Source organism: Ensifer sp. Root558, assembly GCF_001427045.1.
Lineage (GTDB): Bacteria > Pseudomonadota > Alphaproteobacteria > Rhizobiales > Rhizobiaceae > Ensifer > Ensifer adhaerens.
Window position 1 is genome coordinate 46,932 of record NZ_LMGC01000013.1, and the last position, 19,099, is coordinate 66,030.

The window sequence follows — 19,099 nt, forward strand, 5'->3', positions numbered from 1 at the left end:
AGCCTTGCTGGCTGTGGAAGCCAAGTTCCGCTGACGACGGCGGCCTTACGCGTCGGAGCCTATTGGGCGCCGATCGGGGAGATTTCGATGATCTTGATGCCGATCGCGTTGGTGGCTTCGTCGAAGACGATTTCGCCGCGGCCGATCACCATGCCGTTGACCTTGAGTTCCACCGGTTCGCCGAAGTTGCGATCGAGATGGATCGTGTCGTCCTGATGGAGTTTCGAGATCTGCGACACCGTCAGCTTGGCGCGCCCGATCACCGCTTCGATCGCGAGAGGAATTCCCTGGACTGCGCGCTCGCTCATGACAGAACGGCCTTCGAACGCAGGGCTTTCGTCGAGCTCGACCAGCTCATCCTGTAGCTTCTTGTTAATCATTCTGCACCATCCAAAGCACTGATTCACGACTCTTTAACAAAGAGTTGCGCCAGTTCGCCCTGGGTAGCAACCGTGGCTAAATGGGGGTTCCCCGTGCCTTGCAAGCGAGCGTTAACAAAGCGTTAACATCCACAATTCGGAGGCGGTGAAAGCTGTCAAAGAGTCACCGCAGCCCAGTTTCCGTCCCGTTTTTGGAATCCGATCATGCGGCGGCCATTCGGCAATTTGTCGCCGAGTCGCACGACATAGACGTAACCCTCGTAGACCATCAGCCCGCGATCGCCGTCACTGAACAGGATCTGGAAATTCGGCGACTGCATCATCGCGGCGTCGACTTCAGCGCCGGTCACAGCCGGAGCAATCGCTGCGATCTCCGACGAAGGCTCTTTCGCTCCACTCAAATAGTAGAGCGATGCCGCAGCGGCTGTAACGAAAAGCAGCAGGGCGCCCGCCAAAGGCAACGGGCGGCTCTTGAAACGTGTCGGGTTCGGTTGAGAGGCGGCAACACTCAAGGTCAACTTCCTGATTCGCTGTATTTTCCGAACGGATCCGGCCACAGGTGGAAAGCGACTGATTTCTCCTGCCGATACAAGGGCCGGAGATCTTGCCAAATCTACCTAGTGGAACCGTTCCGTACTTCAAGCTGAGAAGTCACTTGCTTCTCCGACTCGACAGCATGCCCACTCGCCGATTTCAGGGACATATGCCCATCGGCGTTTCCACATCTTTTGCGTGCCGTGCGACAATAGCATGTCGCCGGATGATTTTTCAGCTCCCGACGCCCGCAACTGACAGGCGCCGGGGGCGAGGCCGATCCCTCAGCCCTTTCTGATGTCGATCAGTTTCAGCCAGGGCTGAAGGTGAAAGGCGCCCATCAGCAGATACATGGCGGTCATCCCGCCGATCACAGTTTGTCCGGCGCCGCTACACAGCATCGGATCGGCCCCGGCGGTTCCCATGTTGGAAAGAACCGCCATCAGGGCGAAGGTGGGGGCGGCGGCAAGCGCCAACCCCGCAGCTACCAAACGGGCGAGGGAGGGCGCCCGCCCGTCGCGCTCACCGGAGCGGGCGCCGATGCTCATGGCTTCGCGCTCGTGTCGGAGGCGCGCATCGCGGCCTCGCCGGCATCCGATACTTCGACCCATCTTTTGTCGGGGGCAGCGCCTTCGACGTAGCTGTCGTTCCAGTTCCACCACTTGTAGGTCGGGGTCTGCGGATATCCGGCCGGCGAATCCTCCCACACTTCCTGTCGGCCGAGCGGGGTGATGTCGAGATAGTTCCAGGTGCTACCCATCTGTTCGTCGCCGCGGCTGTTGACGAGGTAGGTGCGAAACAGCTCTTCGCCGTCGCGGAAGAAGACATTGTGGCCGTGCCACTCGCCCACGTCGAAATCAGCATCGAAGCTGTCGGTGATGGTGTACCAGGGCATGGTCCAGCCCATCCGTGCCTTCAGCCTGGCAATATCCGCCTGCGGGGCGCGCGAGGCAAAGACCAGGGTCGTGTCACGGGCGTTAAGGTGCGACAGATGCGCAACCTGATCGGCGACCATCGAGCAGCCCCGGCAGCCGTGATCGGGCCAGCCATGCACGCCCGGTTCGTAGAAGGCGCGGTAGACGATCAACTGGCGCCGGCCGGCAAAGAGGTCAAGCAGGCTCGCCTTGCCGTCGGAGCCCTCGAACACGTAGTTCTTGGTCACGGCCGTCCAGGGCATCCGCCGACGCTCGGCAGCCAACGCATCGCGGGCGCGGGTGTGCGCCTTTTCCTTTACCAGCATTTCCTGCCGGGCCGCTTCCCATGCCTGTGCCGAAACCACCGGCGGCTTCTGCATCGTCGACTGGGCGTCCGCGCGTCCGTTCTCACGTTTCTCGATCGTCTGGGTCATGGTGCTGTGTCTCCTCGTTTCAGCAAAACTTCTCAACGCAAGGCCGATGCCTTGCAGTCCTGACCAGCTTGACACCGCAAGAGGATCGGCGGGAGTAACAAGTGTGGCGGTGTTTTCGAGCCGGAGCCGCTGCCACTGCGCAGCGGCGCGGGAGTTCGCCGATCAAGCTCCTTTGTAGTTGTCGCTGTTGTAATTCCTCGAAGTTGAGCGAGTATGCTTGTCGCAACCACGCGCGGGAGGACGGCATGCATTTCGTTTCGGATGCGGTTGGCGGGTACAAGGTCTTCGCCGTGTCGGGGGTCAATACGGTTTCGTTCGCGATAGACTATCGCAACGCCGACACCGCGGGGCTTCTCGGTTTTGCGGTCGAGCGGCATGATCCAACGGAAGGCGAGCGGTACTACATGTACGGCTTCAAGGTCTTCGAAACGGTGATCTCCCATCCCAATGAGGATACCGTCGTTCTGACCTACGACCATCCCGTTCAGAGTTTCGTCTGGGATGACTTCACGGCCAAGCCCGGTCGGCGTTACGACTATTACTTCCATCCGCTGACAGGTATGGCGAAGAACATCGACCGGTCAGCACCTGCCATCAGAATCGGTATCAAAACCGAACCGCTCTTCAGTGAGGAGACGCACGACGTTTTCTTCAACCGCGGTGTCGCGAGCAGCCAGGCCTACCGACGCCGTTTCGGAAACAAGCCGCCGGACAAGCTGGAAACGCCGGAAAAGACGCTCGAGGCGCTGCAGTGGCTGAGCCGGGACCTTGACGAAGCACTGCTGCGTTTCATCGACGAGGCGGAAGCGGGGGACACGCTGCTCGGCTGCTTCTATGAATTCAGATATCGCCCCGTCGTGGAAAGGCTGAAGGCCGCCTTCGAGCGCGGCGTCGCCGTGAGGCTCGTGCTCGACGCGAAGGAAAATGCCTATACCGACAAGAAGGGCAAGTTCCACGAGAGCTTTCCGCGCGAGGAGAACAAGGAAATCGTCCGCACCGTAGGGCTTCCGAAGGCGGCGATCGCGCGGTGGCGGGAGAACAATCCCGCCGACATACAGCACAACAAGTTCATGGTGCTGCTCCCCAAGGATCCGGGCCGAAAGCCGCAGGTTTGGACAGGCTCGACGAACCTGTCGATGGGCGGCGTGCATGGCCAGACCAATGTCGGGCATTGGGTCCGCGACGCCGATCTCGCCAAGGCATTTGAAACATACTGGACACTGCTTGCCGGCGACCCTGGTGCGGCAAAGACCGACAATCCTGCCGCGAGCAGGTCAAAGCGAAAAGCCTTTCGCAAGGCGGTCTCTGACCTTGCCGAGGTGCCGCATGCGCCCGCGGATGTTTCAAGCGGCGTGACCTCGATCTTCAGTCCGCGTGCCGGAAGCGCCGTTCTGGATATGTATGTGAGGGCGCTGGACGAGGCGCGGTCCTATGGCGGCGTGACGCTCGCCTTCGGGATCAACGATCGCTTCAAGCAGGCGTTTCTCGACAATAGTGCCCAGTCCGGCGTGCATCCGGTGCTCTTCCTCCTCCTGGAAAAGCGCGACCAGCCTAAGGCCAAGGCGAAGAAGCCGTTCATTCCGCTGACGGCGCGACAGAACGTCTATCAGGCCTGGGGATCCTATCTGCGCGATCCGGTCTATCAGTGGGCGCGGGAAACCAATGCGCGGGCGCTCGGGCTCAACAATCACGTCGCCTATGTGCATTCCAAGTTTCTGCTCGCCGATCCCCTTGGCGCGGATCCAATGGTCGTCACCGGTTCGGCGAACTTCTCGGACGCGTCGACCAACGACAACGACGAGAACATGCTGCTCATCCGTGGCGATCGGCGCGCGGCCGACATCTACTTCACGGAGTTCAATCGGCTGTTCAACCACTATTATTTCCGCTCTGTCCGGGAGGCGACAGCAAAGAAGAAGTCCGACCGGGACAAGGCGGCGCGCGTGGGGACATCCGAGGGAGCCGCGGCCAGTCTGTTCCTCGATGAAACTGGCGAGTGGCTGAAGAAGTACAAGCCCCGCAAGCTGCGAGCCAAACGCGTTCAGGTCTTCATCGACATGGCGCAGCCGGAAAATCTGCCGCCGATCTAGGTTAGCGGCGGCGATACGCCCCGAACCTGCGATTGCGCCGCCACCGTGTCGTTTGCTGCTCCCCTGTTGATCGCAGTGGGCTGGCGCGGGCACCGGAAGGTGCGTGTCATGGGCTGGGGATTTCGGTGCACTCGGCTGGCCGAGGCGCGCTGCCTGTGTCAAAACATAACCCCTAAATTATGATTGGCACCCCATATTTCATTTTTACATCACCGTTTGGCATGGCAAGCTGACAACCATCAAATCGACAGTCGTTTGCGACGAGGATGCGGGCTCGGGAGTGGCCGGCATCTCAGGGAGGAAATATGAAGCGGATGATTCTGGCTGCGGTTGCGGCTTTGGCAATGAGCAGTGCTGCCTATGCCGACACGATCAAGATCGGTGTCGTCGGACCGTTCTCCGGCCCCTTCGCGCTGCAGGGCAAGAACTTCAAGGCTGGCATCGACGCCTATATGGCGCTGAACGGCAGCAAGGTCGGCGACGACGATATCGAGATCATCTACCGCGACGTGCCGCAGGCCGATCCCGCCCAGTCAAAGGCGCTGGCCCAGGAACTGGTGGTCAAGGAAGGCGTGCAGTACCTCGCCGGCTTCTACTTCACCCCGGATGCCATGGCGGTCACGCCGCTGCTCACCCAGGCGAATGTGCCGCTCGTCATCATGAACGCGGCGACCTCGGCGATCGTCACCAAAAGCCCGCTCGTCGTGCGCACCTCGTTCACCACCTGGCAGACCTCGACGCCGATCGCCAAGGTTGCCAAGGACGCGGGTGTTTCCAAGGTGATCTCCGTCGTCAGCGACTACGGCCCGGGCGTGGACGCCGAGAACGCCTTCAAGACGGGCTTCGAAGCGGCCGGCGGCCAGGTGGTCGAAGCGATCCGCATGCCGCTTGCGACCAACGACTTTTCCCCAATCATGCAGCGCATCAAGGATTCGGGCGCGGAAGGCGTCTTCGCCTTCCTGCCGTCCGGCCCGACGACGCTCGGCTTCGTCAAGGCCTTCAAGGAAAACGGCCTGAAGGACGGCGGCATCAAGTTCTTTGCGCCCGGCGACCTCACGCAGGAATCCGATTTGCCTGCTCTCGGTGAGGCGGCGCTCGGCATTCAGACGACCTTCCACTACGCCGTCTCGCATGACTCGCCGGAGAACAAGGCCTTTGTCGAAGCGGCGAGCAAGGCGATCGGCAACCCGGCCGAACTCTCGTTCCCCTCGGTCGGAGCCTATGACGGCATGCATGTGATTTACAAGATGATCGAGGCGACCGGCGGCGAGCAGGATGCGGCCAAGGCCGTGGAAGCCGTGAAAGGCCTCTCTTGGGTCAGCCCGCGTGGTCCGGTGACGATCGATCCGGAATCGCGTCACATCACCCAGAACATCTATCTGCGCGAGGTCGCCAAGGCCGATGACGGCACCTATTACAACAAGGAAATCCAGACCTTCGAGAAGCAGGGCGACCCCGGTCTCGCTGCGCTGAAGTAGTCGACTTGGGCGGGTGCTGAGCGCCCACCGACACTGATGATGCGTTGACCGGTTGCTTTTGAGCGACCGGCGCGCCTGCGGCGCCGCGAATGCTGGCGCCTGACTGCCGCTCCGCGCATAGTGCGCACCGAATCCGGCGCAGCCAAATTTGGAAGAAAGGGCAACGGATAGCCCCATGCAAACCGTCCTCAGCATTGCGATCGACGCCCTTGCCTATGGCATGGTGCTCTTCGTCATCTCCATCGGCCTTTCGGTCACCATGGGCCTGATGCGCGTGGTCAACCTGGCGCATGGCGCCTTTGCCATGATCGGCGGTTACATCGCCTCCTATGCAGCGCGCGATTTGGGTCTTGCCTACGGCTTTGCCGTGCTGCTCGCGGTCTTCGGCACCATCATCATCGCCGTGCCGATCGAGCGGCTGCTCTATAGGCGGATCTACGGCGCACCGGAACTGACCCAGGTGCTGATGACCATTGGTATCACATTCTGCATCATCGGCATCGCCAACTATGTCTTCGGCCCGACGCTGAAGACGGTGCCGCTGCCTGGCGAATTGCAGGGATCCGTCGACCTCGGCTTCCGGGCAATCGCCACCCATCGCATCTTTGCGATCGTCTGCGGCCTCGTGGTTGCAGCCGGTCTCTGGTACGCGATCGAAAAGACCGCCTTCGGCGTCAAGCTGCGGGCCTCGGTTGACAACGCGGCAATGGCGGCCGCCCTCGGTGTGCGCACGGAAATCGTCTATGCGGTGAGCTTTGCGGTTGCCGTCGGACTTGCCGCCTTCGGCGGCGTGGTGGGGGCGGAACTTCTTCCGGTCGAACCCTATTACGCGTTGCGTTACATGGTGACGTTCCTGGTCGTCGTCTCCGTCGGCGGCGCCGGGTCTATCCCGGGCGCGCTCGTTGCCTGCCTGCTGCTCGGCGCGATCGATACGACCGGCCGTTATCTCATGCCGGAATTCGGTGAATTCTTCTTCTATCTGGCCGTGATCGCGATCATCTGCGTGTTCCCGCGCGGGCTCGCCGGGAGGGCCAAGGGATGACCATGACGACGACGAACGACTTGATCGCGACCGCTCCGGTGCGCCGACGGTTTGGCGGTGGGGACCTCATAGGTCTGGCCGTTATCCTGCTGGTCGCGGTGGTCGGCTACTTCCTCTTTCCCAACAATCTGGCTCTTCTGACCCGGATCATCGCAGCCGCTCTGTTGGTGCTGTCGCTCGATCTCGTCACCGGCTATTGCGGTGTCGCGACGCTCGGGCACGCGGCCCTCTTCGGCGCCGGCGCCTATGCTGCGGGCATCGCCTCGGCGCATTACGGCATCAACGATCCGCTGGCGATGCTGGCCTTCGGCATTGTTGCCGGGGCGGTGGCGGGACTTATCTGCGGGGTCGTCATCCTGCGTGCGCACGGGCTGCCGCAACTGGTGCTGTCGATCGCGCTCATCCATCTCTTCCACGAGTTCGCCAACAAGGCCTCCTCCTGGACCGGTGGCAGCGACGGGCTCTCCGGCATTGCGCCGACGGCACTTCTCGGACTCTACGAGTTCGATCTCTGGGGCCGCACGGCCTATGTCTTCGGCGTGGCGCTGCTTGCCATCGTCTTCGTCGTGCTGCGACTGATCGTGCGCTCGCCCTTCGGCATGTTGTGCCGCGGCATCAAGGAAGACCCTGTCCGCATCCGCTCGATGGGGGCGTCGCCGAAGTTCGCGCTCACGAAAATGTATGTCATCTCCGGTGCCGTTGCCGGCGTCGGCGGCGCGCTGAATGCGATCTCCACCCAGGTCGTCGGGCTCGACAGCCTCTCCTTTACGATGTCTGCCGAAAGCCTCGTCATGCTGGTGCTCGGGGGTACGGGCTCGTTGTTCGGTGCGCTCACGGGCACTGTCGTCTTCATGTTTTTCGAGGACGTGGTCTCGGCGGCCAATCCCTTCCACTGGCTGACGATGGTGGGCGCGCTGTTGATCGCCGTCGTGCTTTTCGCGCCGAAGGGCATCTATGGCACCGCGGCTGCGTTCTTTGCCCGCCGCAAGGAGGCACAGTGATGCAGCCGATCTTCGAAGTCCGCAACTTGAAGCGCGCCTTCGGCGGGCTCGCGGTCACCAATGATGTCAGCCTCAGCATGGCGCCGGGCGACCGGGTCGCGCTGATTGGGCCGAACGGCGCCGGCAAGACGACGTTCGTCAATCTCGTGACCGGCAATCTCAAGCCGGATTCCGGCGAGGTGCGTATCGGTGGCGAGGTGGTGACCGGTATCGACGCCATCGGTCGGGTGCGAAGGGGACTCGTTCGCTCGTTTCAGGTGACGCGGCTCTTTGCCGATATGACACCTTCCGAACATGTTGCGCTCGCTGTCCTGCAACGCACTGGCCGCGCCGGTCGTCTGTTCGGCAATTTTCTGGGCATGCCGGACGTCATGGCCGAGGTGGCAGACCTTCTCGGCAAGCTCGGGCTTCGGGAACTGATGCACCGCAAGGTGAGCGAGATCGCCTACGGTCAGCAACGCTTGCTGGAAATCGCCGTTGCGCTGGCGCTGAAGCCGCGGGTGCTGCTGCTCGACGAGCCCGCCGCCGGCGTGCCGCAGAGCGACACCGGCCGGATCGAGCAGGCACTGGCCGACCTGCCAGCCGATCTCGCCGTCTTGATGATTGAGCACGACATGGATCTCGTCTTCCGCTTTGCCAAGCGCGTCGTCGTGCTGGCCGCCGGCGCGATCATCTTCGACGGTTCGCCGTCTGACGTGACGAAGGATCCGCGCGTGCGGGAAGCCTATCTGGGGAGCTATGCCAATGCCAGCCACGCCGCTTGAGGTGGAAAACCTGTCCGCCGGCTATGGGCCGACGCGGGTGCTCGAAGGCGTGTCCTTTGCCGTTCCGGCAGGTGCCCGGCTTGCCGTGCTCGGTCGCAACGGCATGGGCAAGACGACCCTGCTTGCAACGCTTGCCGGCCAGACGCGACGTTATGACGGGCGCATCCGCATGGGCGGGACGGACGTGACCGTGTTGCCAAGTGCTGCGCGCGCCATGCAGGGGCTCGGCTTCGTGCCGCAGGCGCGCTGCGTCTTCCCGACGCTGACCGTGGAGGAGAACCTGTTCGTCGGCCTCAAGAACCGCCCGAAAAGTGCGATCCAGGAAGCCTACGACATGTTCCCGCGTCTCTTCGAGCGCCGGCGCAATCTCGGCAGCCAGCTCTCAGGGGGCGAACAGCAGATGCTGTCGACGGCACGCTCCATCCTCGGCCGTCCGTCGATCCTGTTGCTCGACGAACCGCTGGAGGGCCTGGCGCCCGTTATCTGCGAAGAGCTGATGAAGGCGTTTGCCGAACTGGCAAAGACCGGCGACATGACGATCGTCTTGGTCGAACAGCGCATTCAGAGCGCGCTCGACTTTGCCGACCGGGTGATCGTGCTCGAACGCGGCCGGATCGCCTGGACCGGAACGCCGGAAGCGCTGGCGGGAGATCACGATACCGTCGAGCGGCTGCTCGGCGTCGGCGGGCTCCACTGACCACGCGGTCGGTTGTGGCTGCTCACTTCGGTTCCCGTCGCGACGTATCGAGACGGGAACGCTCCCTTTCGTAGTAGCGCGCGAGTGGCGGCAGGGCGCTCCTCAACTGGTCGAACACCGCGTCATGAGCTCGAAGCGTGCCGTCATATTTGGCCTGTACGAAGGCCTGGTGGCGTTCGATCGCGTCCTTCCTGGCGCCGACGGCGACGGTGAAGACCGGCGACACGGCGGTGCGGCCCTTGACGGTGATGCGATCGAGTTCGGCGATCGGGAAGGTCTTTTCGACGAGACGCGCGGTCTCCTCGCCGAGGAGCAGGGAGATGCCGTAGTCCTTCGATGCGCCTTCGAGGCGCGAGGCCAGATTGACGGCGTCGCCAAGGGCCGAATAGTCGAACCGCTGGTGCGAGCCCATGTTGCCGACGACGCATTCGCCGGTGTTGATGCCGATGCCGATCCTCAAGGTTTGGGCCGGTCGGCGTTCCCGTTTCGCCTCGCTTTCGAGTTCCCGGTTCACCCATTCAAGCCGCGCAAGCATGTCGAGCGCCGCCCCGACTGCATGCACGGCATGGTCGGGGTCGTCGAGCGGCGCGTTCCAGAAGGCCATCAGGCAGTCGCCGATATATTTGTCGATGGTACCGCCCTGTTCGAGAACAGCTTCTGAAAGCGGCGTCAGCAGCCGGTTGACCAGTGCCGTCAAACGCTCCGGATCCTCCTTCATTTCCTCGGCGATGGTGGTAAAGCCCCGGATGTCGCAAAAGAGGATCGACAGCGTGCGCCGTTCGCCGCCGAGCCTCAGGTGTGACGGGTCTTTCGCCAGGCGCTCGACAAGGGCAGGGGAGAGGTACTGCTGGAAGGCGCGGGTGATTTCGCGGCGCTTCTTGCGTTCCTCCGCATAGTCGAGCCCGGCCTGGCCGGCAGTCACGGCAAGGAACGCAAGCCCAGGCCCAAGCGGCGACAGAAAGACGTGGCCAAGACGCATCGCGGCATAGCTGGCGGCGATGATCAGGCCGATGGCGACGGCGCCATAGGCAAGCGTGCGCCAGCCGGTCGTCCGCAGCACCGAAAAGGCCGCAAGCATCGCGGCCAGCGCAATGGCGGCAACCACATAAGGTCTTGCTGCGCGCTTTACGAAAAGCTCATGAGCCAGATTGTCGTAGATGGTAGCCTGCATCTCAACGCCGGAAACGAGCTTGTTCGAATGTACGGTATCCGATGTCGTGAAGGCATCGGCCCCGCCATCGGCGATCGATGGCGCATTTTGCAGGCTGAGACCGACGAGCACGACACGGTCCTCGAACATGCCTTCTGGCAGGAAATTGTCGGGATCGAGCGCCTGGTAATAGGAGACGGTGGGATAGGTCCGCGCCGGTCCGAAGACCTGGATCAGCGCGTCCTTTGGCGGTGCGTGCGATTTTGCGCCGGCGATTGCCGCGAGCACGGCGGCAAATCCGTCCGGATAGTCGGGAACGGCGCGCAACGTTCCGTCGCCGCTGAGGCTGACGGAGGCGATCCCGGTCCAGGCGCCCTTTGCGATGAAGCGGGCGAGCGGCTCGGTGCGCACGAACTGGTCGGCCTGCGGCGCCTCCACCAGCGTCTGGTCTCCGGCAAGAACCACGTCCGCGCCGAGCGCCTTTTCCAGCGCCTCGTCGTTGGCGGCATCGGCCGAAGGTTCAGCGAAAATCACGTCGATGCCGATGGCGCGTGCGCCGGCCTTGCGCAGCGCCTCGATGAGGCGCGCATGCAGGGCGCGCGGCCAGGGCCATTGCCGCCCGATTTCGGCCATCGACGGTTCGTCGATCGCGACGATGATCGGGCTGTCCTCGGGCAGCGGCGGGCCGTCGATGGTCGACAGGTAGTCGAAGCTGCGCAACTCGTTCAGCCGCCAGGCATTGGTCAAGGTCGCCAGCGACAGCGCGATGGCGACGAAAACCGCAAGCGCAAGAAGTTTCAACCGCCGTTGCAGGAAGCGGGGGCTGTCCCATTGTCCGGACCGACCGCTCGATGCCTGCACGGCGACGCGCTCCTCCATCAGAACCGCACTTTGATCGTGCCTTTGAACGTTCGTCCCCAACCCGGCAGGCCATTGCCCAGCTCGAAATCTTCATCGAGCAGATTGAAGGCTGCCAGATCCACCTCGATCTGCTTGTCGAACGGTTCCCATTGCAAGGCGGCGTCGAGCGTCCAGAAGTCGTCGAGCGTCTTTAACCCGCCGGGTCGTGAACCGACATAGTTGGCGGCAACGGTCGTCTTGACGTTCGCCGTGCTGACCCAAGTCAGCGCCGCTTGGCCGGTGTTTTCCGGCACGAACAGCAGTTCGCCGGGCTGGCTGCCGGTGTGTTCCTTAACGTCGGCTTCCGTGTGGGCCGCTGTCAGGGAGAGGCCGAAGCCGTGGCCGATGGCAAAGTTCGCCGTTGCCGCAACCCGGTCGAGCCCGACCTTGGCGTACGCAAGGCTGGTGGTCGAAAGCGGAATGTCGAGCGCGAGTTGCCGCACCTCCTGGTGCTGGTAGTCGAGCGCGGTGAAGAACCAGCTGTTCCACTCCGCGTCCCAACGTAGTGCCAGCGTATCGGCATAGCCTTCGGCGCCGAAGCGCAGCTGGTTCGGCTGCAGCCCGACGATGCCGATCGGCGCAAGGGTGGCGACGTCGAAGTTGAGGCCATCGCGCATGGCTGCCGCCCGCAGCCAATGCCCTTCGGCCGGCGCCCAGGCGATGCCGAATTTCGGTTCGAGCCTGACATCGCCGTCGTTGACGCCTTCGATATAGCGGGCAAAGAGGGCGCCTTCCGTCTTCAGGTCCGGCGTGATTTCGTAGATCGTGTCGATGTAAGCCTTGGCGACCGTCTGTGTGGCGGACGTCGAACCGGACGCGATGACGGGCGCATTGCTGCTGCCGGTGCTGACGCCCAGCGGGTCAAAAATGTCGAACGCGCTCGATGACTTTACCACGCCGCCTTCGACGCCGTAGCGCCAGGTGAAATCGCCGTCACCGTAAAGGTGATTGATGGCGGCGATATAGGTTCTTTGCTTGTCCTCGCTCCGGCTGGTGGCAAGGTCCGGAAAGCGCGGGTCCGTGAGCCGGATCCGCTCGTTTTCCGTGGTATTCTGATCGGAGAAGAAGAACGCGGCATTGGCGATATTGCGGTATCCGAAGGTATGGCTCCACGCCACGCCCGAGAGTAGCCGCGAGGAATCGTCGTCGCTCAGCCCGTCGAGCTTCAGAGGGGCCGCGCGGGGATCCGGGATATCGAAAATACTGCGTCTATCATCAAGATCGCCGTAGTTGGCATAGGCCACGACCCTGTCATCCGGCGTCGGGGAGGCCGTCACATAGCCATTGCCGCCAAGCAGGCGTGCTTCACGCTCGATCGCCAGGCCATTGCCGATATCGATCGTATCGCGCGGCTTTTCCCAATGCAGATTGCCGTAGACGCTGATCGGGAAGGGCGAGAACGTCAGCCCGCGCAGTTCCGCTTCGCCGATCCCGCCCTCATGGTCGCTGTCGGCGATGATGCCGCCTGCGACCGCGGCCTCGAAGAACGGCCGTTGGACGAGATTGGCCGTGCGCTCGCGGCTTGCCAGCATGTGCGGCTCGATCAGCAGCCCCTGGAAGAAGGCGGAGAAGCTCTGCGGATTGGCGGTGTTGACGACGGGGCTGCCATCGAAATCATAGGTGTTGAACAGCGGATTGACGCTGCCGCGGATCGCCTGGTCGACATAGCTCGATCCCGTGAACGGATCAAAGACCACATCGCCGTAATATTGCCCCCAGGCGTTCAGGCCTTGCAGGCGGAAGGCGTCGTTGAGCGTCGATCCGGCATCCTGGTTGGCGCCGAGCGGAGCACTTTCGCCGCCGCGCGCCCGCGTCCGCCGCATAAGCTCCTGCGCATAGCGGATCGCCGCATCGGAATCGTATTCGTCGATCGCAATCGCGGTCCGCACGGTCGCGACGACGGGGTCGTTCGGGTCGAGCCGGTCGGCATTGTCGAGGGCCTGTGCCGCCGGAAGGCGGTCTCCCTTTTCATAATGCGCCGCCGAGAGCAGCAATTGCGCGTTGGAATAGGCGGGGTTGGCCGTCGAACCGGCCAAGAGGTCGTCGATCGCCTTGTCCAGGTTGCCGTTCTGCAAATGGTACCGACCGCGAGCGACGAGCACGAGGTCGAAGGAAGGATCGATCGCGAGTGCCGTATCGATCTCGCGCTTTGCTTCCGCAAGCCGCATTTCATCGAGGTACTGATAGGCCAGGTTGGCGTGGTAAAGCGGATCGGCCGGATCGAGTTCCACGGCCTTCTGGAATGCTCTCTCGGCGCCGCGATTGTCGCCCCGCTCGCTTTTTGCCAGGCCCACCCAGTTCCACAGCGACGGGTCGCCCGGCGTGATTTCCAAAGCGCGCTCGAGATCCGCCAGCGCGCCTATTCGATCGTTTTCAATGAGCAAGCGGTACTTGGCGCGCGATTCCAGTGCGGTCGGGTCGTCGGGATCGTTCGCAAGCGCCTTTTCGATACCGGCGCGCGTTTCGTCTCGATCGTCGAGCAGCATTGCAAATTGCGCGCGGGCGGCTGGAAGGAACGGATCGTCCGGATATCGCCTTTCCGCCTTCTTGATCGTTTCGATCGCTGCGCGGATATCGGTGCGAAAGCCCGCGGTCCAGGCCGCAGCGAACGCACCATAGGCACCTGTCGCCTGAGATGGCGGCTGCTCGATCCGGTCCGGGTCGGCGAGAGCGCGTGCGAAATAGCCGCCAAAGGCCGCGACGGAGCGGCGGTCGGCGTCGAGCCCGGGGGCTGCCTTCTCGAACAGCTGTGCCGCATCGCCGTAGCGGTTTTCAGAACCGGCAATCAGCGCTTCGACGAGATAGGCGCGCGCGGCTTGAGATCGATTGAGGCCGAGGCGTCGGGCCTGTTGAAGGGCGGCTGTGGCCTGGGCTCGCCCGTCGAACCGCAGCTGGATTTCGGCGAGTGTCAGCCAGTCTTCGGCCGAGCGCGACGCTTCCGGCCGGGCTTCGATCCGTTCGCGCTCATTGCGCATGTCGCGCACCTTAAGCGGGGTTGACGGCATGAGCGCGAAGGCGTCGCGTAAAGACAGATGGAAGAGCATCTGTTCGCGGTCCTTCGGCGTCACGATCACGATCTTGGTCGGCGCTTTCCCGATGGCGGCAACGGCGCCTTCGCCCTGTTTCACGGTGACGCTGCCAAGTTCGTTGCTGAGTTCGACCACGCCTTCAAGCACGGTCAGCGAGGTCGTGTCGCCGGCGACCGTCAGTGTCCAGTCGGTGCCACGAATGGCAGCCGTTGCCGCCGGCGTGTCGATCGTCAGGCCCTGGCCGCCACGCTCCGCCCGTGCCCAGATCGTGCCTGACTGCAGTTCGAGATTGGTATCGCTGCCTGTGCCCATGCGTTTGACGCGCAACGCCGTGTTGCGGCCGAGCCGGATCTGGGTGTGGTCGGAGAAAAGCACCGCCAGCGCCCCGGTCGCATTAGTGCGCAGGATATCGCCGGACAAAAGGTCCTGTGCGAGATCGACGAAACGCCAGCTCGAAACGTCGACGAAGCGCACTTCCTCACCGGATTTGCGGGCAATCACCGATCCGGCGACGGGCGGTGTTCTTTGAACCGGCTCTGCCATGCTTGCGCCTGGACAGAGGATTGCCACTGTCGCAAGCAGTCCCCGAAGCCGTTGCTGCCCCATCTTCGTTCCTGTCTCCGCCCCACGTAGATTCAGTGAATTTCGATCAGGTTAAAGTCAATTGAAATCGAATATCCTTAATTGCTTTCCAAGCAATGCAGATTGTTCGGGAGGCAAATCTGTAACACCAGGCGGACAGCGACGCTGCCATCGCCTGCCGTTGCTTGGTGGCGGACGGATTCTTCACTGTTGCACGCGAGTGTGTCGTCCCTGAACCTGCCGTCGAACTGCCGTCGGCTTCCCTCGGTGGCTGGCGCGTCTGCTGGGGACGCAGGGCTTGCTCTCCAAGCTCTCGAGCCTGGATGTCTCGGGAAAGGCGCTGACCGCAAACCCCGGTACCGCGCGACGCAATTCGCGCGGGGAAAAAGCAGGTGGCCGCGGGAGATGCCGAGGCCGTTGCGAACGCCTGTTCGAAGTTCTGACAGAAGGTGCGCCCGCGGGGCTCACTTGCGCCGAAGCTGGAGCGTCGCCTACACCGCGGCGCGCACCCGTTCCCAGGCATTCATGAGGTGCCGACCGAGAACTTCGGAAAGCCTTGCCTTGTCGCGGGCTTCGAGCGCGACGATCATCTCCTCATGCTCGGCAACGGCCGCTGCCCATTTTTCGGGCCCCTCGTGGCCGATGAAGCGAATGCGCTTCAGCCGCGTCTGCAAGATCGCATGCATATCCGCCAAGGCGGCGTTTGCCGCCAGTTGGGCGATGGCCGAATGGATCTGCTGATTGAGCTTGTAATACTGCAGCCGGTCACCGGCCTTGTAGCGCGAGACCATTTCGTCGTGGAGCGCGCGCACTTCGGCGATGCCGGCGTCGCTGGCGGCTTCACAGGCGAGCTTGCCGGCAAGCTCTTCCAGCGTCTGCAAGACCGTCAGCATGTCACGCACGTCCTTGGCGCTGAAACGCTTGACGACGGCGCCGCGGCTCGGAACGAGCTCCACCAGTCCTTCGCTCGCCAGATACTTAATGGCTTCGCGCAGCGGCGTGCGCGAAACGCCGAGCTGCTCGCCGAGTTGACCTTCATGCAGACGCGTGCCGGGCGAGAGATCACCCTCGATGATCATGTCGCGCAGATGCGTGACCAGCGTGTCGTGCAGCGCAGTGCGTCGGATCGGGCCGGGGCCGCCCTCGGGGCGTTTCTCCAGAGAGGTAATTTCGTTCATCGTTTCGCTTCTGCATCTGGCGACTGAAGTGTCGGCCGTCTGTTCCCGTTCGCGCCAATTGAATCAGCGCTGTCTCATTAAAGCATGGAGACGGCCCCCGATATCGTCAACAGAAAATGCTGCATACAGAATACAAAAGACTTGATGCAGAATTTTGAATAACGTATGACGGCTCTCGAAAGAATGAAGTGGAGGACATCTCTCATGACGACCAACGGTGTAGCCGCTAACGGCGCGCGTCCTGTCATCGCGCTCGCTATGGGCGATCCGGCCGGCATCAGCCCGGAGCTCACGGCAAAGCTGCTGGCGCTTTCCGATATTCGTGAGGCTGCCCACATCATCACGATCGGCGATCGTCGTATCCTCGATGAAGGCGCCCGCATTGCCGGCGTCACGCTCGACCTTGCATCCTCGACCCTGGAGGACCTCGACGCTGTCGGGACCGAGCGCCACGTGTTCGTCGACCTTGGCCATCTCGATCCGGCCGACGTCGTTCGCGGCGAGGCGACGCTTGCGGGCGGCACCTTTGCGACCCGCAACTTTCGCGTAGCGCTCGAGCTGGCGCATGCCGGCAAGGCGGAAGCAGTCTGCTTCACGCCCTTCAACAAGAAGGCGATGCGCTTTGCCTATCCGGGCTACGACGACGAGATCCGCTTCGTCTCCGACGTTCTCAACTTCACGGGCAAGGTCCGGGAATTCAACGTTCTCGAGAAGGTCTGGAACGCCCGCGTCACCTCGCACATTCCGATCAAGGAAGTGGCCGACAACCTGTCGGTCGAGGCGATCCTTGCCGAGCTCGAGCTGACCCAGAGCTGCCTCAAGGAAGCCGGTTACAGCGAGGCGAAGATCGCTGTTGCCGGTCTCAACCCGCACGCCGGCGACGGCGGCAGCTTCGGCATGGAAGAGATCGACATCATCGAGCCGGCCGTCGAAAAGGCCAAGGCGCGCGGCTTCAACGTCGACGGCCCGTTCCCGGCTGACACAGTCTTCGGCCGCGCCCTGAAGGAAGGCTACAACGCCGTCATGACCATGTACCACGACCAGGGACAGATCGCGATGAAGCTGATCGGCTTCGACAAGGGCGTGACCATGATGGGCGGTCTGCCGTTCCCGCTCTGCACCCCGGCCCACGGCACGGCCTACGACATCGCCGGCAAGGGTATTGCCGACGTCGGCGCCAGCCGCGAAGCGCTGCTTCTGGCAGTGCGCATGGCGAAGAAAAAGGCGGCTCTCAAGGCTGCTGCCTGATTTCGCACGCTTTCAAGCAATAACGGCGCAGGAGGAGGTCTTGCGCCGCAGAACCACAAAAACGGGAGGACCCGCATGAAGAATACCGTCTCCATCGCATGCATCATGGCAGCCGTTTTCGGCGTTGCTGCTCCGGCCGCCGCTTTCGAGCCCGATCGTCCGGTTGAATTCGTCGTCACCGCCGGCCCCGGCGGCGGCACCGACATCTTCGCCCGCACGATCCAGGCGATCATCGGCAAGTACGAGCTGATGAAGGCTCCGGTCGTCGTCACCAACAAGGGCAGCGCCGGCGGCGCCGAAGGCTTCGTCTACACGGCGACCAACAAGGGCGACGCCTACAAGCTGGCATTCGGCACCAACAACGCCTACCTGCTGCCGGTCCGCGCCAAGGTTCCCTACAAGGCTGAAGACCTGACGCCGGTTGCGGCGCTTGCTTCCGACGAGTTCGTTCTCTGGGTCAACGGCAAGGCCTCCTACAACACCGCTGCCGACTTTGCCGCCAAGGCGAAGGAAGGCGGCCTCAAGATCGGCGGCAGCCAGTCGAAGGACGTCGACCAGATCCTGACCTCGATGATCAACGAGACGACCGGCTCGACGATCAACTACATCCCGTTCAAAAGCGGCGGCGAAGCGGCCGTTCAGCTCGCCGGCGAGCACCTCGATGCCAACGTCAACAACCCGAGCGAAAACCTCGGCCAGTGGCAGGCCGGCATGGTCAAGCCGCTTTGCGTCTTCAAGAGCGTCAAGCTTTCGAACGAAACCAAGGTTGCCGGCGACAAGGCCTGGAGCGACATCCCCACTTGCAAGGATTCGGGCATCGCCATCGACAACTACTCCATGCCGCGCACCGTCTGGCTGCCGGCTGGCGTTGACCAGGATGTGGTCAAGTTCTATGCGGACCTGATGCGCAAGGTTTCGGAAACGCCGGAATGGGCGAAGTACCTGGCCGACACGTCGCAGTCGCCCGCCTACATCGCCGGCGACGACTTCAAGGCCGCCATCGAAATGGATGGCGCTGCTGTCGGCGAAGTGCTGAAGCGCGAAGGTTGGCTCGCCAACTAACAGGCGACGATCGGGACGGGTGCCATCCGGCGCCCGTCATTCGCTTTGAAAGGTCACGATCATGAGCGAGAACGGTGCGAATGGGGTCTCCCGCTTCGCGGTTGAGCTTGGTGTTGCCGCACTGACCGGCGCCTTCGGTGCTGCGGTCTGCTACGGATCTCTCGATATCGGCGCGGGCTGGACGGAATTCGGTCCCGAAGCCGGCTATTTTCCCTTCTATGTCGGGCTTCTGATCCTTCTCGGAAGCGTCGCCAATGCGATCCACGCCTTCGTGAAACATCGCGGGTCCGGTGAGATCTTCATCGACGGTCACCGCGCCAAGGTGGTGGCATCGTTCCTGCTGCCGCTGGTTGTCTTTGCCGGCGTATCCGCCTGGCTCGGCCTTTATGTCGGGACGGCGCTCTATATCGCCGGAACCATGCTCTTCCAGGGGCGCTACAAATGGTGGATCGCGCTGCCGTCGGGCATCGCCGTTTCGCTGTTTTTCTTCATCGTATTCGAGTTCGGTTTCAAGGTTCCCCTGCTCAAGGGACCGATCGAGGCCTGGTTCGGGATCTATTGATCCCGACCGCTCAAGAGCATGTCGCGTAAGCGCGCACAGCGGTCTTGCGCTAAC

General features: G+C 62.7%; 16 protein-coding genes. 9 read left to right on the forward strand and 7 right to left on the reverse strand.

The annotated features are described in order from the left end of the window. Positions 1-59: 59 nt before the first annotated feature. The 4 genes from ASD63_RS17065 to ASD63_RS17080 form a co-directional block, all read right to left on the reverse strand. Positions 60-380, reverse strand: a complete 321-nt coding sequence (locus tag ASD63_RS17065) for a FliM/FliN family flagellar motor switch protein (protein WP_051659531.1) — start codon at positions 378-380, stop codon at positions 60-62. A gap of 155 nt (positions 381-535) precedes the next feature. Then, positions 536-892 carry a hypothetical protein gene (locus ASD63_RS17070; protein ID WP_143034323.1) on the reverse strand — a complete coding sequence of 119 codons (357 nt, stop codon included), beginning with the start codon at positions 890-892 and terminating at the stop codon, positions 536-538. A gap of 306 nt (positions 893-1,198) precedes the next feature. After that, positions 1,199-1,462, reverse strand: a complete 264-nt coding sequence (locus tag ASD63_RS17075; protein ID WP_034800066.1) for a hypothetical protein — start codon at positions 1,460-1,462, stop codon at positions 1,199-1,201. Next, positions 1,459-2,262 (reverse strand): DUF899 domain-containing protein, encoded by an 804-nt coding sequence (locus tag ASD63_RS17080; RefSeq protein WP_034800067.1) that lies wholly within the window; start codon positions 2,260-2,262, stop codon positions 1,459-1,461. The genes ASD63_RS17075 and ASD63_RS17080 overlap by 4 nt, the downstream gene beginning before the upstream one ends. Before the next feature lie 245 nt (positions 2,263-2,507). On the opposite strand from ASD63_RS17080, the gene ASD63_RS17085 reads away from it, so the two are divergent. The 6 genes from ASD63_RS17085 to ASD63_RS17110 all read left to right on the forward strand — a co-directional run bounded on the left by ASD63_RS17085 (position 2,508) and on the right by ASD63_RS17110 (position 9,334). Further along, on the forward strand, positions 2,508-4,352 hold the full coding sequence (locus tag ASD63_RS17085; protein ID WP_060529553.1) for a phospholipase D-like domain-containing protein: 1,845 nt from the start codon (positions 2,508-2,510) through the stop codon (positions 4,350-4,352). A gap of 305 nt (positions 4,353-4,657) precedes the next feature. Continuing rightward, positions 4,658-5,830 (forward strand): ABC transporter substrate-binding protein, encoded by a 1,173-nt coding sequence (locus tag ASD63_RS17090; protein WP_034800069.1) that lies wholly within the window; start codon positions 4,658-4,660, stop codon positions 5,828-5,830. Positions 5,831-6,005: 175 nt separating this feature from the next. Beyond that, positions 6,006-6,872, forward strand: coding sequence for a branched-chain amino acid ABC transporter permease (locus ASD63_RS17095; RefSeq protein ID WP_034800070.1), 867 nt, complete (start codon positions 6,006-6,008; stop codon positions 6,870-6,872). A 2-nt stretch (positions 6,873-6,874) separates the two neighbouring features. Next, positions 6,875-7,873 (forward strand): branched-chain amino acid ABC transporter permease, encoded by a 999-nt coding sequence (locus ASD63_RS17100; protein ID WP_034800115.1) that lies wholly within the window; start codon positions 6,875-6,877, stop codon positions 7,871-7,873. Beyond that, positions 7,873-8,637, forward strand: coding sequence for an ABC transporter ATP-binding protein (locus tag ASD63_RS17105; RefSeq protein ID WP_060529554.1), 765 nt, complete (start codon positions 7,873-7,875; stop codon positions 8,635-8,637). Before ASD63_RS17100 ends, ASD63_RS17105 begins: the two co-directional genes overlap by 1 nt. Next, a complete protein-coding gene (locus ASD63_RS17110) occupies positions 8,618-9,334 on the forward strand; it encodes an ABC transporter ATP-binding protein (RefSeq protein ID WP_060520536.1) in 717 nt (238 codons plus the stop codon). Before ASD63_RS17105 ends, ASD63_RS17110 begins: the two co-directional genes overlap by 20 nt. Before the next feature lie 22 nt (positions 9,335-9,356). Here the strand turns inward: ASD63_RS17110 and ASD63_RS17115 are convergent, their stop codons facing one another. The 3 genes from ASD63_RS17115 to ASD63_RS17125 all read right to left on the reverse strand — a co-directional run bounded on the left by ASD63_RS17115 (position 9,357) and on the right by ASD63_RS17125 (position 16,173). Then, positions 9,357-11,363, reverse strand: coding sequence for a CHASE2 domain-containing protein (locus tag ASD63_RS17115; RefSeq protein ID WP_082572905.1), 2,007 nt, complete (start codon positions 11,361-11,363; stop codon positions 9,357-9,359). Then, positions 11,363-15,019 (reverse strand): FecR domain-containing protein, encoded by a 3,657-nt coding sequence (locus ASD63_RS17120; protein WP_060529555.1) that lies wholly within the window; start codon positions 15,017-15,019, stop codon positions 11,363-11,365. The genes ASD63_RS17115 and ASD63_RS17120 overlap by 1 nt, the downstream gene beginning before the upstream one ends. A gap of 467 nt (positions 15,020-15,486) precedes the next feature. After that, the gene (locus ASD63_RS17125) at positions 15,487-16,173 is read right to left on the reverse strand and encodes a GntR family transcriptional regulator (protein WP_034800075.1); all 687 of its coding nucleotides are present in this window, start codon (positions 16,171-16,173) and stop codon (positions 15,487-15,489) included. Between the two features lie 204 nt (positions 16,174-16,377). Here ASD63_RS17125 and ASD63_RS17130 point away from each other — a divergent pair, with 204 nt between their 5' ends. The 3 genes from ASD63_RS17130 (at position 16,378) to ASD63_RS17140 (ending at position 19,045) form a co-directional block, all read left to right on the forward strand. Next, complete coding sequence (locus tag ASD63_RS17130) at positions 16,378-17,421, forward strand: 4-hydroxythreonine-4-phosphate dehydrogenase PdxA (RefSeq protein WP_060529556.1); 1,044 nt, start codon at positions 16,378-16,380, stop codon at positions 17,419-17,421. Between the two features lie 75 nt (positions 17,422-17,496). Next, on the forward strand, positions 17,497-18,483 hold the full coding sequence (locus ASD63_RS17135; RefSeq protein ID WP_034800079.1) for a tripartite tricarboxylate transporter substrate binding protein: 987 nt from the start codon (positions 17,497-17,499) through the stop codon (positions 18,481-18,483). A gap of 61 nt (positions 18,484-18,544) precedes the next feature. Further along, positions 18,545-19,045, forward strand: coding sequence for a tripartite tricarboxylate transporter TctB family protein (locus tag ASD63_RS17140; RefSeq protein ID WP_034800080.1), 501 nt, complete (start codon positions 18,545-18,547; stop codon positions 19,043-19,045). Positions 19,046-19,099 lie beyond the last annotated feature (54 nt).